The organism is Faecalitalea cylindroides (assembly GCF_028321995.1).
In the GTDB taxonomy this organism is placed as follows: Bacteria; Bacillota_I; Bacilli_A; order Erysipelotrichales; family Erysipelotrichaceae; genus Faecalitalea; species Faecalitalea cylindroides.
The window spans coordinates 559-13,699 of record NZ_JAQLXG010000003.1 but is presented as its reverse complement, the minus strand read 5'-3'; the positions used below and the strand labels follow the sequence as shown (position 1 = coordinate 13,699).

The following is a 13,141-nucleotide window of genomic DNA, read 5'->3' as shown; positions in this document are numbered from 1 at the left end:
TGGATCTTTGTGTTATTATAGAAAGAGAAAAGAGGGATGATTATGGATTATAGAAAACTACAAAACGGAAGTGACATCCGAGGGATTGCCATTGAAGGAATCGAAGGCGAACATGTAAACTTAACTAATGAGGCCGTATATGATCTAGCTCGCGCTTTTTTAACTTTTATTCGTGAAAAACATAGTAAAAAAGATTGTCGTATTTCAATCGGGCATGATTCCAGATTAAGTGCTGATAGTCTATGCCATTCCATCATGGATGGTTTGATCTTTGATGGAGCACAAGTTTTGGATTGTTCTTTAGCGAGCACACCGAGCATGTTTATGTCTTGTATCTTTGAAGAATATGATTGTGATGGAGCTATTATGGTTACCGCAAGTCATTTACCATTCAATCGTAATGGTATGAAGTTTTTTGATAAAGATGGAGGGTTAAATAAAGAGGATATTGCCCGTATTATTGAAATTGCCAATACCCAGTCATTTATTCATGAAAACAACGGTTCCTGCACAAAAGCAAATTTGATGGATACGTATTCAAGACATTTACAGGAAATCATTAAAGAGGGTGTCAATGCCCCAGATCATGAACATCCGTTAAAAGGACTGCATATCGTAGTGGATGCAGGAAATGGAGCTGGAGGCTTTTATGTTGAAAAAGTTTTAAAACCGCTCGGTGCCAATGTAGAAGGTTCTCAATTTTTAGAACCGGATGGTCATTTCCCAAATCATATTCCAAATCCAGAAGATAAAAAAGCAATGGATTCTATCTGTCAGGCTGTAGTAAAACATAAAGCCGATTTAGGTATTATCTTTGATACAGACGTGGATCGAAGTAGTGCGGTTGACAGTCATGGAAAACCTATTAGCCGTAATGCGATCATTGCGTTAGCAGCAATGTTAGTAAAAAAAGATCATGCAGGAACTACGATCGTCACAGATAGTGTAACAAGTGATGAGCTTCACGATTTTTTAAATACTCACGGTTTAAAACACCATCGTTTTAAAAGAGGATATAAAAACGTCATTAATGAAGCGATTCGCTTAAATGAAGCTGGCATTGATTGCCAATTAGCAATTGAAACAAGTGGACATGCTGCCTTAAAAGAGAATTATTTTTTGGATGATGGGGCTTATCTAGCAACCAAGATCGTTATTGAAGCAGCTAAAACACCGGTGGATGAACTGATCAAAGATTTAAAATATCCATTAGAAGAAAAAGAACTGCGTTTTAAGATCAACGCAGAGGATTTTCAAGACTATGGAGATCAGCTATTGGATAGTTTAAAAGAGTTTGTAGCAAAACAACCAAATATGGAGCCCGCAAAAGATAATTATGAAGGATATCGTGTTTGTTTTGATCATGGTTGGTTCCTTCTTAGAAAATCATTACATGATCCAATCTTGCCTTGTAATATTGAATCCACAAAAGAAGGCGGTTGTAAAGAAATCGCCAATACGATGTATCCTTTCATGGTTCAGTTTGAAAAGCTGGATCTTGCATCATTAAGACAATTCATTGAATAAAAAAGATATCCAGATCATAAGATCTGGATATTATTTTTTAGACAGGTTTCAATCATTTCTTTAGGCCAGATACTGGCTTGAACTTCACCAATATGTGCTTTCTTTAATAGAAGCATGCATAGCCTTGATTGACCGATTCCTCCGCCAATAGTGTAAGGTAATCGCTTTTCCATGATTGCTTGATGGTATGGATAATTTAATCTTTCTAGACAACCTTCTTTTTCTAATTGAATTGGCATTGAGTTTTCGTCTACACGAATTCCCATACTGGAAATTTCTAAAGCACACTGCAGCGGTTCATACCAGAATAAAATATCTCCATTTAAGCTCCAATCATCATAATCTGGGGCACGTCCATCGTGTTTTTTACCATTTGATAACTTATCACCTATTTGCATGACAAATACGCAGCCGTATTTTTTTGTGATTTCATTTTCTCTTTCTTTTGCGGTTAGCTCAGGATATAGATCCAACAGTTCCTGGGTTGTGATAAAGGTAATGTCATCTGGAAGGTGATTTACAGCTTGAGGATATTTATACCACACTTCATGTTCCATGTGTTTGATGACTTTAAAGATACGTCTAACATGACTTTTTAAGACATTTTCGGTTCTTTCTTCTTTTGCAATAATTCTCTCCCAGTCCCACTGATCAACATAGGCTGAATGGAGATTGTCTAATTCTTCATCTTTACGAATGGCATTCATATTCGTATAGAGTCCTTCATGATTTGAAAAACCGTATAATTTAAGTGCCATACGCTTCCATTTTGCAAGTGAATGAACGACTTCAATATCTTCGTTTGGAATGGCATTCATTGAAAAGTGCACTGGAGATTCAAATCCATTTAAATTATCGTTTAACCCAGAACTTTTTTCTACAAACAATGGTGCAGAAATTCGGGATAGATGTAATTCCTTACCAAACTCATGCTGGAATGTATCTCGAATGTATTTGATAGCTTCCTGTGTCTCACGAACGGATAAAACAGGATTATAATCCTTAGGAATAATAAGGCTCATGAATATACCTCCTTGAAAACATGCTCATATTGTATCATATCAAAAAGCTAATGAAAATTATTTCTTGTTGTTTATGAAAGAAATTTGCGCATATCAAAATTCCATTGAAACCACTTACAATATTTGATAAATTATTTGTTAGGGAGGATTTGATTATGAGAGATCGTTTTTCAAGCCGTTTAGGCTTTATTTTAATCAGTGCCGGATGTGCTATTGGTTTGGGTAATGTCTGGCGTTTTCCGTATATTACAGGTCAGTATGGAGGAGCTGCTTTCGTAGTTGTTTATTTATTTTTCTTGATCGTACTAGGCTTACCGGTCATGGTTATGGAATATTCTGTTGGTAGAGCAAGTCAAAGAAGTGCTGCAAAATCTTTTGATGTTCTTGAACCTAAGGGAACTAAATGGCATTGGATGAAGTATTCCTGTTTGGTAGGCAATTATTTGTTGATGATGTTTTATACAACAATATGTGGTTGGATGCTTGTATATTTCATTAAGATGATCACGGGGGATTTCAACGGTCTAAGTACTGAGCAAGTCTCAGCTGAGTTTAATAATATGTTGGCTAATCCACTCATACAGGTAGGGTTTATGTTTATTGTTGTTTGTATCGGTTTTTGGGTTTGTTCCAAAGGCTTACAAAATGGGGTGGAAAAGATATCTAAATATATGATGATCGCACTTTTAGCAATCATGTTGGTGCTGGCAGTTCGTTCTGTTACTCTTAATGGAGCGGTTGAAGGAATTAAATTTTATTTATTGCCTGATTTTTCTAAAATGATTGATTCAGGCTTTGGTGAAGTTGTATTTGCAGCTATGGGACAGGCTTTTTTTACTTTGAGTCTGGGAATTGGAGCTATTGCGATTTTTGGAAGTTATATTGATAAAGAAAGAAGACTTACAGGTGAGGCGATTCAAGTTGTTTGTTTGGATACATTTGTTGCCTTAGTAGCTGGCCTGATTGTTATCCCCGCATGTTTTGCCTATGGTGTTAATCCCGGAGAAGGACCAGGCCTTGTTTTTGTGACATTACCTAATATTTTTGCCAATATGCCTATGGGGCAATTATGGGGTGCATTATTTTTCTTATTTATGGCTTTTGCAGCTTTAACGACAATTATTGCGGTATTTGAAAATATCTTGAAGATGACGGAAGAATTGACCGGATGGGATCGTAAAAAATCGGTTCGTATTAGTTTTATTCTTGTATTTCTTTTATCTTTGCCTTGTGCTTTAGGATTTAACTTATTTAATTTTATTCAACCATTTGGTACTGGTACGACTATCCAGGATCTTGAAGATTTTATTGTTTCAAATAATTTACTACCATTAGGGTCTATGATTTATGTGTTATTTTGTACGTCTAGATATGGTTGGGGATGGAAAAATTTTCTTCAGGAGGCCAATACCGGAGAAGGGATACGTTTTCCTAAATCGATTCGTTTTTATGTTGTATACATCATTCCTTTGATCATTTTGGTCATCTTTATTCAGGGATATTGGAGCAAGTTTTTCTGATATTATTGATTTATTAAAATAAATTGCCTATAATGTAAATTATGAAAATATATTGAAAATTAGGAGGAATATTATGAAAAAAATAATGAAAGCGGCTGTAGCAGCAACTTTGATGTTGTCAATGACGGCCTGCAGTTCTAGTGATGGGACATCCGATGCAAATACGAAAGTAGGTATCATACAATTAACAGAACATCCAGCTTTAGATGCTTCTTATGAAGGATTCATGGATGCCTTGAATGAAGCAGGATATACAGAAGAAAATACATCTTTTGACTATCAGAATGCTTCAAATGATTTATCGAATTGTGATACGATTGCCGATAAATTGGTGAGTGATGGAAATGATTTGATTTATGCGATTGCGACTCCAGCTGCACAAAGTGTTGCTGGTAAGACAAGTGATATTCCGATTGTCGTTTCTGCGGTAACGGATCCAGCAGAATCTGGATTGGTTGATTCTAATGAGGAACCAGGTACAAATGTAACCGGAGCTAGTGATTTAACTCCTGTATCAGAACAAATTGATCTTTTAAAACAATTATTACCAGATGCGAAAAAGATTGCAATTATGTACTGCAGTAGTGAAGATAATTCTATTTTACAGGCAGAATTAGCTCAAGAAGCAGCTCAAAAAGCAGGTCTGGAATATGAGATTGCAACTGTGTCTGATTCAAATATGATTCAGCAGGTAACGGAATCTTTGATTGGTAAAGTAGATGCTATTTATATTCCAACAGATAATCTTCTAGCGGAAGGTATGAGTACTGTAGCTCAAGTTGCCAATGCGAATAATCTACCTTGTATCGTAGGCGAAGAAGGAATGACAGAAAATGGTGGATTAGGAACGTATGGTATTGACTATTATGAATTAGGGAAATTGGCAGGCCAGCAAGCCGTAGCTATCTTAAATGGTGAAAAAACAGCGGCTGAAACACCAATTGCTTATTTACCTGCTGAACAATGTACATTAACAATCAATAAAGGTGTTGCCGATGAACTTGGTATTACAATTCCTGCCGATTTATTAGAAAGTGCAACAGTGATTGAATAATTATGAGTGTCTTATTAGCAATGCAGGGAGCCCTATCACAAGGTGTTTTGTGGGGGTTGATGGCATTAGGTGTATATATAACATATCGAATCTTGGATATAGCTGATTTAACCGTTGATGGATCTTTCGCAACAGGGGGTGCTGTATGTGCAGTGTGTGTCGTGAATGGAGTGGATCCCATTCTAGCTTTATTATTAGCGACAATAGCTGGAGCTGTTGCAGGGTTTGTAACTGGTTTTCTTCATACAAAGTGTGAAATACCAGCAATTTTGGCAGGAATCTTGACGCAGATTGGTTTGTATTCAATTAATTTAAGAATTATGGGACGTTCTAATACGCCACTTTTGAAATCGGAAACGCTGTTTAAAAACATCTCGGAAATGACAGGTCTATCATCAACCTGGACGGCTTTGATCATTGGTATCATTGTTTCTGTTGTAATCGTAGCTATCTTATACTGGTATTTTGGAACGGAAATAGGTTCAGCAATTCGTGCAACAGGAAATAATGAACAAATGGTTCGAGCCCTAGGTGTTAATACAAGTGTTACTAAGATCTTAGGTTTAATGATTGGAAATGCTTTGATTTCTCTTTCTGGAGCTTTGGTTACGCAATCACAGGGATATGCGGATATTAAAATGGGAATCGGTGCTATTGTCATTGGGTTAGCATCCATCGTTATAGGTGAAGTTATTTTTGGTCAAAAAGGAAATTTTGCTTTTCGTTTAACTTCTATTATTGTAGGGTCAATTATTTATCGTATCATCGTTGCGATTGTATTGCAGATGGGAATGAATACAGATGATCTAAAGCTTTTAACGGCTATATTAGTGGCAATTGCTTTAAGTGTTCCTGTGCTTATCTCAAAACGTAATCAAGTTGCTATGTATAAAAAGTTGACAGGGAAGGAGGAATAAAACATGTTAAAGATCAAAAACGTGTCAAAGACCTTCAATCCTGGTACGGTAAATGAAAAGAAAGCTTTGAATAATATCAATCTTGAAGTACATGATGGTGATTTTATCACGATCATCGGTGGAAATGGTGCTGGAAAGAGTACCTTGATGAATATGATTGCCGGTGTGTATCCGATTGATTGTGGATATATTTATTTGGCCGATAAGAATATTTCGCTTTTAAAAGAACATCAAAGAGCTCAGATGATTGGACGAGTTTTTCAAGATCCGATGTTGGGGACAGCTTCCGATATGGCAATCCAGGAAAACTTAGCTATGGCTAATCGTCGTGGAATGAAGCGAGGCCTTCGCTGGGGCATTACCAAAGAAGAAAAAGAAGTTTTTTATAAAACGCTTCAACGTTTGGGGTTAGGTCTAGAAGACAGAATGACAGTAAAGGTTGGACTTTTATCTGGTGGGCAAAGACAGGCATTGACTTTGTTAATGGCAACTCTAAAAAAACCTCAGTTATTATTATTGGATGAACATACGGCAGCTCTTGATCCGCGTACGGCTCATAAAGTTTTAAAAATCACCGAAGAAATCGTAGATGAACAAAAATTGACGGCTTTGATGGTTACACACAATATGCAGGATGCAATCAATATAGGAAATCGTTTGATCATGATGCATGAAGGACGTATTATTTATGATGTTAAAGGTGAAGAAAAGAAACGTTTGAAAGTGGAAGACTTATTGAAAAAATTTGAAGAGGCAAGTGGCGATGTATTTGCTAATGATAGAATGATGTTAGGATAACGGGCACAATGTCCGTTTTCTTTTTAAGAAGGAAATTAATATGACAGAAAAAGAAAAGATGGAACAGGGTCGATGGTATGATGCCAACTATGACATTGACTTGGTTAAACAACGAATGCATAGTTATGATCTTTGTTTTGAATATAATCAGTTAAAGCCAAGTGACCCTAGAAAGAAAGATGTCCTTAATTTGATCTTAAATGCTTCATGTGAACACATTGAAGTGTTAAGTCCAGTCACATTTGATTATGGAAAAAATACAACATTTGGCGAAAATGTTTTTGTGAATATCAATTGTTATTTTATGGATGGCGCAAAGATTACAATAGGTAACAATTGTTTTATTGGGCCATCTTGTGGATTTTATACGGCCAATCACCCTTTAGATCCTGATAAGAGAAATCAAGGTTTTGAGCAGGCATTGCCTATCAAGGTCAAAGACAATTGTTGGATCGGTGCCAATGTTTCTATTATGCCAGGGGTAACAATCGGTGAAAATAGTGTTATCGCAGCAGGGGCTGTTGTGACAAAAGATGTTCCAGATAATTGTCTTGTGGCAGGTGTTCCGGCAAAGATCATAAAGTTTATAGAATGAAAATATCTTACATTTTTAAAGAAAACTGTTTACATTCATTTATTTTTGCGTTATAGTTAATTAAACCAAAGCGGAAGAGATCAAACAGAAAGATGTGCGCAAAGCGAGTCGGGATGGTGGAAGCCGATCGTAACAGTTCTGCAAATGGACTTCCAAGGGCGAGGTGAAAGAGTTTTCGAGTAGCTAAGACGGGTTCAACCGTTATATTGATGAGAATGTGATCGCATTCAAGAGGTGGGTATTCGTTTACCAATTCAGGTGGTACCGCAGATTATTGTATATTCTGTCCTGTGTCAAAGTTTTTTGATGCAGGACTTTTTTTATAAGGTGGTGAGACGATGGATAAAGATGATTGGAAATTAACAGAAGCTAGAATAAAAAAACAAGTAGAAAGAAAAAAGGAGAACATTATCATGAAAACAATTACGAAAATTTCAACCATTTTATTATCAACAACTTTATTGTTTGGGTGTGCATCCAATACAGATGATTCAATTCCTGTGGTAGGTGTAGCTCAGATCGTTTCGCACACATCATTAAATACAATACGTGATAGTTTTAGTGCACAGATGGAAGAACTAGGCTATATAGATGGCGAAAATATTGAAATCAATTATGCAGATGCATCCAATCAGCAAAGCAATCTAAATTCAATCATTACCCAGTTCGAAGATGATGAAAGTGATGTTATTGTTGCGATTGCGACGCCGACAGCTCAGACAGCAGCCAATGCAGCCGAAACAATTCCAGTGGTATTTTCAGCTGTATCGGATCCAGTAGGATCTAAATTAGTTAGTGATCCAGAACATCCTGATCTTAACATCACGGGAACTAGTGATGAGGTTCAAGTGGATCAAATCTTAGATCTTGCCTTGCAGATTGATCCAAGTATCAAAACAATTGGTTTCTTGTATAACGCAGCCGAAACAAATTCAGTTTCTAATCTAGAGAAGGCAAAAGAGTATTGCGAAGCTAATAATTTAGAATTAATTGAAGGGACTGGAAAAGATATGACTGAACTACAATCAAGTGCGGTAAGTTTATGTGAGAAAGTGGATATTCTATTTGCTCCAAACGATAATACTGTAGCCAGTGGCATGCAGTCATTGTCGCAGATTGCCTTGGACGCTAAAATTCCTTTCTATACCGGTGCAGACTCAATGGTGCAGGATGGAGGCTTTGCGACAGTAGGAATCGATTACGAAGAACTGGGTAAGGAAACTGCAAATATGGTAGATCAAATTTTGAATGGAACACCTGTAAGTGATATTCCTGTTAAAGTCTTTAAGGATAATTTAAATATTTATATTAATCAGAATGCATTGGATACTTTAGGAATTCAATTAAGTGATGATATCAAAAATAACGACAGATTGATTATGGTGGAATAGGAGTGGTTTGATGTCTTTGACGATCATTTTAAAAGCAATTGAATTAGGACTCATTTTCTCAATCTTATCTCTAGGTGTTTATATATCTTTTCGTGTTTTAAATGTACCGGATCTTACAGTGGATGGCTCTTTTGCGACAGGATGTGCTGTTTGTGCTGTAATGACGATTGCAGGTCATCCTTATCTTGGTTTATTGTTGGCGTTTGTAGCGGGTGGTTTATGTGGAATGGTAACGGCATTTCTTCAAACCAAAATGCATATGCAGCCTTTATTGGCTGGCATATTGACTATGGTTGCTCTCTATTCGATTAATTTACGAATTATGAGTGGAGCTCCCAATATATCGTTGTTTTCTACCAATACATTATTCACGTTGATTGATTCGGAATTGTTGATCTTATTAATCTTTTCATTGGTTATCGGGTTTGTTCTTTTTGGTTTCTTTAAAACAAATTTAGGGTTGATGTTAAGAGCTACTGGAGATAATGAAGTCATGGTTCGTTCAAGTTCAATCAATGTTGATCGTATGAAGTTTATTGGTATGGCTTTATCCAATGGAATTGTTGCTTTATCTGGAGCATTATTGGCTCAATATCAAAACTTTGCTGATATCACTTCAGGAACTGGAATGATGGTTCTTGGATTGGCTGGCATCATTATTGGAGAAGCTATCTTAAGAAAAAGAACGATTGGATTTGGAATTGCATCGGCAATCATAGGAGCCTGCATCTATCGTCTTTTGTATCAATTTGCCTTACAGTTTGGAATTCCAGCAACAGATATGAACTTAATGTCTGCAATCTTGGTTGCGATTACGATATCGTTACCATATTTAAAAAGAAAGGGTGTCAAACATGTTAGAGCTTAAAGATGTATCTGTAATATTTAATCAGGGAACGCAGCTTGAAAAAGTGGCATTACATGATATGTCCTGTAAGATTCAAGATGGCGATTTCATTACTTTATTAGGGAGCAATGGAGCTGGTAAAAGTACTTTATTTAATGTGATCTCAGGATCGGTTGAAGTCAGCCAGGGAAGTGTGTATATGGATGGCATAGATATTACCAATGAGAAAGAACATGTTCGAGCTAAAAACATTGGGCGACTGTTTCAAAATCCTGAACATGGTACGGCAAAGCATCTGACAGTTGAAGAAAACCTTGCCTTAGCCTATTCTGCAAGAAAAAGAGGTTTGTTTTCTTTAGCGGTACATAAAGAAGATCGAGAATACTTTAAAGAGAAACTGAGAACTCTAGATATGGGTCTGGAAGATCGCTTAAAAACGCCGATTGGATTGTTATCAGGTGGTCAAAGGCAGGCTGTAGCTTTAATGATGGCTGTCTTAAATCCACCAAAAATCTTATTATTGGATGAACATACAGCGGCTTTAGATCCAAAGAGTGCCAAAAAAATTTTAAGAATTACAAATGAGTTGATTGAAAAAGAGCATATTACTGCACTTATGATTACGCATAATATTAATGATGCCTTGGTTAATGGGAATCGTCTCTTCATCATGAATGATGGAACTTTGATCCAAGATTTTGAAACCGAAAGAAAAAAACAGCTGAAACCAGCTGATATATTAAATTACTATGAAGTTTGACAAAATCACCTTTTAAGCATAGAATGAAGCTGCGAGGTAATAAGATATATGAAAACTTTAATTGATGAATTAAAAGGCGTAAAAGCAAAAAAACACGTGGTAACTTCCATTGAATATGATTGTAAAAAAGAAGATAAAGAAGATGAAGTATTTGAAACGGTAAGAACAATCGTTTCTGATCACTTGGAGGAAATTGCCAAGATCACATATGATTTACAGGCCGATCATAAAGTCAAAGTAGAAGTCACTCAAAACATGTAGAAGGGAAATATCCCTTCTATTTTTTTGTGGTCTTGGAAAAAATAATGGCAGCAGCCAAGCAGGCAATGCCTAAATATAGACAAATAGAGTTTGTTGTAAAGGCATATCCAAATAGTAAGGCAGCAGCGCCAAAATATAAAAACATGCTTATAATGTGTTTGTTCATAATTTCACCTCAAAGCGATTATAACATAAAAAGATGGAATGTATCATTCCATCTTCGAAAGCAGTATTTCAAGGCCTTGGGAAACCGTATTGAGCGGATCATCGGTAACATAAATTGGGCATGGAAGCATAGCTTTTAGATTTTTTTCCAGTCCCTTTAATAACATCGTGCCGCCACAGGCAACGATACCACGCATATAGACATCTTCTTTTTGTTCATTACTTAAAGAATCAATGAAACTCATGATCCAATGAGCCCATTGTTGACAAAGAGGATAGAGAACATCCACAAGTTGATTTTCATTCAGTTCAAGAGAACATAGCTGCCCATTTGCACGATTAATTCCCTGGATGATCATAGTTTTTGGGCTTTCCTGCTTGATGGTTTGACCTATACCACATTTTATCATCTCTATCATATCTTCAGTAACATCCAGACCATATTGTAAGCTGAGCCAATTTTTAATCTGCATGTTTACATGGATGCCAGATATTTTACATTCGTCCTTTTTTTGCATGGTTCCAGAGGCAAAGAGTGCAATATCACAATTAGAAGAACCGATGTTCATGACACAACTTGCGACTGGTAAAAATAAATCCAGCTTGGCACCAATTGCCGCAATCCAAATTTCCTGATCAAAATAAACGCGTGAAGCACCAAATTCCAATAAGTGTTTTTTTAGTTCTTCACAAAGCTCATTTGATAAATTTGTAGGATAGCTAAACAATAAAATCGTCTTCTTTAACATTCGAAAGACATGATAATCATAACATAGTTGATCAATCAAAGCATGCAGAGCATCAAAATCTATATTATTGGTCAAAAGTGGAGAGACGATACGAATATCGTCATTCATTAGCTCCTTCATATCTCTTGCTTCATTTCCGATTGCCAGAACGTGTCCTTTCTTGTCGAAAGCTACCATACTTGGTTCATCAAAAACCAAACCTTCTTCATGGCTGACCAGACGTATGTGGTCGCAGCCCAAATCAATCCCGACTCGAATCATAGAAAATCCTCCTAACGATATAGTAACCCATTTTTGGTTGTGATACAATATTACAAACGCATTCGAATTAAGGCATGAATAGTAGAGAATTGTTAGAGTTAGAACAGAATCCATATATATTATTGTTTTTAGATAATTTATATAAAAAAAGAATTTGTGAATATCACGATCTTTTTAACAGTTGGACAAATTGTTTTATAGAAGCTGGAATCCAGGTGTTCATTGTAAAAAAAGAAATCAAAGACAAAAGGGATTTGAATCCAAATTTTATATATATAGACAGCTGTGATAATGAAGTATATAGTGATTTTCATATTTATCAAAAAAAGTCTATTTTTGGCAAAGAACAAATTATTTATAAATCATGTTTCTTTGTGATCTATGAGTCTAAAATCTTAAAGGAGTTTAAAAGAATCAATCAATTGACGTTGGAAAAAGCTCTATTCTTAGCTATAGATAAGAAGAATGAAAAAAATAATAAAAAAATTAAGAAAATGATTGACATGAATAAAAAGCTTTGATAATATTAATGAGCACTTGAGGAAACGGAGGTTTAGCTCAGTTGGGAGAGCATCTGCCTTACAAGCAGAGGGTCAGCGGTTCGAGCCCGTTAACCTCCACCATTTCTTTGAGTTTACTATATCTTACGGAGGAGTAGCGAAGTGGCTAAACGCGGCTGACTGTAACTCAGTTCCTTTTGGTTCGGCAGTTCGAATCTGTCCTCCTCCACCACTTTGGGGTATCGCCAAGCGGTAAGGCACAGGACTTTGACTCCTGCATTTCCCTGGTTCGAATCCAGGTACCCCAGCCAAATCCTGAACATGCAGGTGTAGTTCAATGGTAGAACTTCAGCCTTCCAAGCTGACTACGTGAGTTCGATTCTCATCACCTGCTCCATTTTAAAAAAAGTTATTGACATTATCGTTGGGAAATGTTAACATTGAGAGGCACTTGGAGGCTTAGCTCAGTTGGGAGAGCATCTGCCTTACAAGCAGAGGGTCAGCGGTTCGAGCCCGTTAGCCTCCACCATTATTTGCCGACTTAGCTCAATTGGTAGAGCAACTGACTTGTAATCAGTAGGTTGTGGGTTCAATTCCTATAGTCGGCACCATTTTTTTGACCCCTTAGCTCAGATGGTAGAGCATTTGACTTTTAATCAAAGGGTCGGGCGTTCGAATCGCCCAGGGGTCACCACTTATGCAGGTGTAGTTCAATGGTAGAACTTCAGCCTTCCAAGCTGACTACGTGAGTTCGATTCTCATCACCTGCTCCAT

The 13,141-nt window shown here is 36.6% G+C and carries 14 protein-coding genes and 8 tRNA genes; 19 read left to right on the top strand and 3 right to left on the bottom strand.

Features of this window, described 5'->3' with window-relative positions; all coding sequences use genetic code 11:
• Nucleotides 1-42: 42 nt before the first annotated feature.
• Nucleotides 43-1,527 carry a phosphohexomutase domain-containing protein gene (locus tag PND65_RS02450; protein WP_271990141.1) on the top strand — a complete coding sequence of 495 codons (1,485 nt, stop codon included), beginning with the start codon at nucleotides 43-45 and terminating at the stop codon, nucleotides 1,525-1,527.
• Between the two features lie 14 nt (nucleotides 1,528-1,541).
• Here PND65_RS02450 and asnA read toward each other — a convergent pair whose 3' ends face one another.
• Nucleotides 1,542-2,549: an aspartate--ammonia ligase gene (gene asnA / locus PND65_RS02445; protein ID WP_015536152.1), complete on the bottom strand. Its 1,008-nt coding sequence runs from the start codon at nucleotides 2,547-2,549 to the stop codon at nucleotides 1,542-1,544.
• Nucleotides 2,550-2,704: 155 nt separating this feature from the next.
• Here asnA and PND65_RS02440 point away from each other — a divergent pair, with 155 nt between their 5' ends.
• The 9 genes from PND65_RS02440 to PND65_RS02400 all read left to right on the top strand — a co-directional run bounded on the left by PND65_RS02440 (nucleotide 2,705) and on the right by PND65_RS02400 (nucleotide 10,692).
• A complete protein-coding gene (locus tag PND65_RS02440; protein WP_408611287.1) occupies nucleotides 2,705-4,069 on the top strand; it encodes a sodium-dependent transporter in 1,365 nt (454 codons plus the stop codon).
• A gap of 73 nt (nucleotides 4,070-4,142) precedes the next feature.
• A complete protein-coding gene (locus PND65_RS02435) occupies nucleotides 4,143-5,123 on the top strand; it encodes an ABC transporter substrate-binding protein (protein ID WP_271990136.1) in 981 nt (326 codons plus the stop codon).
• A gap of 2 nt (nucleotides 5,124-5,125) precedes the next feature.
• Complete coding sequence (locus PND65_RS02430) at nucleotides 5,126-6,040, top strand: ABC transporter permease (RefSeq protein ID WP_015536151.1); 915 nt, start codon at nucleotides 5,126-5,128, stop codon at nucleotides 6,038-6,040.
• 3 nt (nucleotides 6,041-6,043) lie between these two features.
• Nucleotides 6,044-6,838, top strand: a complete 795-nt coding sequence (locus PND65_RS02425; protein ID WP_015536150.1) for an ABC transporter ATP-binding protein — start codon at nucleotides 6,044-6,046, stop codon at nucleotides 6,836-6,838.
• Between the two features lie 40 nt (nucleotides 6,839-6,878).
• Nucleotides 6,879-7,433 carry a sugar O-acetyltransferase gene (locus PND65_RS02420; protein WP_015536149.1) on the top strand — a complete coding sequence of 185 codons (555 nt, stop codon included), beginning with the start codon at nucleotides 6,879-6,881 and terminating at the stop codon, nucleotides 7,431-7,433.
• 338 nt (nucleotides 7,434-7,771) lie between these two features.
• Entirely contained in the window at nucleotides 7,772-8,824 is a 1,053-nt protein-coding gene (locus PND65_RS02415; RefSeq protein ID WP_271990133.1) for an ABC transporter substrate-binding protein, read from the top strand.
• 10 nt (nucleotides 8,825-8,834) lie between these two features.
• On the top strand, nucleotides 8,835-9,692 hold the full coding sequence (locus tag PND65_RS02410) for an ABC transporter permease (RefSeq protein ID WP_022355515.1): 858 nt from the start codon (nucleotides 8,835-8,837) through the stop codon (nucleotides 9,690-9,692).
• Nucleotides 9,679-10,431, top strand: a complete 753-nt coding sequence (locus PND65_RS02405) for an ABC transporter ATP-binding protein (protein WP_015536146.1) — start codon at nucleotides 9,679-9,681, stop codon at nucleotides 10,429-10,431. The genes PND65_RS02410 and PND65_RS02405 overlap by 14 nt, the downstream gene beginning before the upstream one ends.
• A 48-nt stretch (nucleotides 10,432-10,479) precedes the next feature.
• On the top strand, nucleotides 10,480-10,692 hold the full coding sequence (locus tag PND65_RS02400; RefSeq protein WP_015536145.1) for a hypothetical protein: 213 nt from the start codon (nucleotides 10,480-10,482) through the stop codon (nucleotides 10,690-10,692).
• A gap of 16 nt (nucleotides 10,693-10,708) precedes the next feature.
• Here PND65_RS02400 and PND65_RS02395 read toward each other — a convergent pair whose 3' ends face one another.
• Together PND65_RS02395 and PND65_RS02390 are read right to left on the bottom strand one after the other, a co-directional pair.
• Nucleotides 10,709-10,858 (bottom strand): hypothetical protein, encoded by a 150-nt coding sequence (locus PND65_RS02395; RefSeq protein WP_015536144.1) that lies wholly within the window; start codon nucleotides 10,856-10,858, stop codon nucleotides 10,709-10,711.
• A 43-nt stretch (nucleotides 10,859-10,901) separates the two neighbouring features.
• Nucleotides 10,902-11,867 carry a rod shape-determining protein gene (locus PND65_RS02390; RefSeq protein WP_087158528.1) on the bottom strand — a complete coding sequence of 322 codons (966 nt, stop codon included), beginning with the start codon at nucleotides 11,865-11,867 and terminating at the stop codon, nucleotides 10,902-10,904.
• Nucleotides 11,868-11,941: 74 nt separating this feature from the next.
• Between PND65_RS02390 and PND65_RS02385 the strand changes: the two genes are divergently transcribed.
• From PND65_RS02385 to PND65_RS02345, 9 genes are all read left to right on the top strand, one after another.
• On the top strand, nucleotides 11,942-12,388 hold the full coding sequence (locus tag PND65_RS02385; RefSeq protein ID WP_022355517.1) for a hypothetical protein: 447 nt from the start codon (nucleotides 11,942-11,944) through the stop codon (nucleotides 12,386-12,388).
• A 26-nt stretch (nucleotides 12,389-12,414) separates the two neighbouring features.
• Nucleotides 12,415-12,490 (top strand) — tRNA-Val (locus PND65_RS02380).
• Between the two features lie 25 nt (nucleotides 12,491-12,515).
• A tRNA-Tyr gene (locus PND65_RS02375) sits at nucleotides 12,516-12,599 on the top strand.
• A gap of 3 nt (nucleotides 12,600-12,602) precedes the next feature.
• Nucleotides 12,603-12,678 (top strand) — tRNA-Gln (locus PND65_RS02370).
• 12 nt (nucleotides 12,679-12,690) lie between these two features.
• Nucleotides 12,691-12,764: transfer RNA gene (locus PND65_RS02365), tRNA-Gly, on the top strand.
• Nucleotides 12,765-12,820: 56 nt separating this feature from the next.
• Nucleotides 12,821-12,896: transfer RNA gene (locus tag PND65_RS02360), tRNA-Val, on the top strand.
• A gap of 6 nt (nucleotides 12,897-12,902) precedes the next feature.
• A tRNA-Thr gene (locus PND65_RS02355) sits at nucleotides 12,903-12,978 on the top strand.
• Between the two features lie 7 nt (nucleotides 12,979-12,985).
• Nucleotides 12,986-13,061: transfer RNA gene (locus PND65_RS02350), tRNA-Lys, on the top strand.
• A 5-nt stretch (nucleotides 13,062-13,066) separates the two neighbouring features.
• Nucleotides 13,067-13,140, top strand: a tRNA-Gly gene (locus tag PND65_RS02345).
• Nucleotide 13,141: the final 1 nt, after the last annotated feature.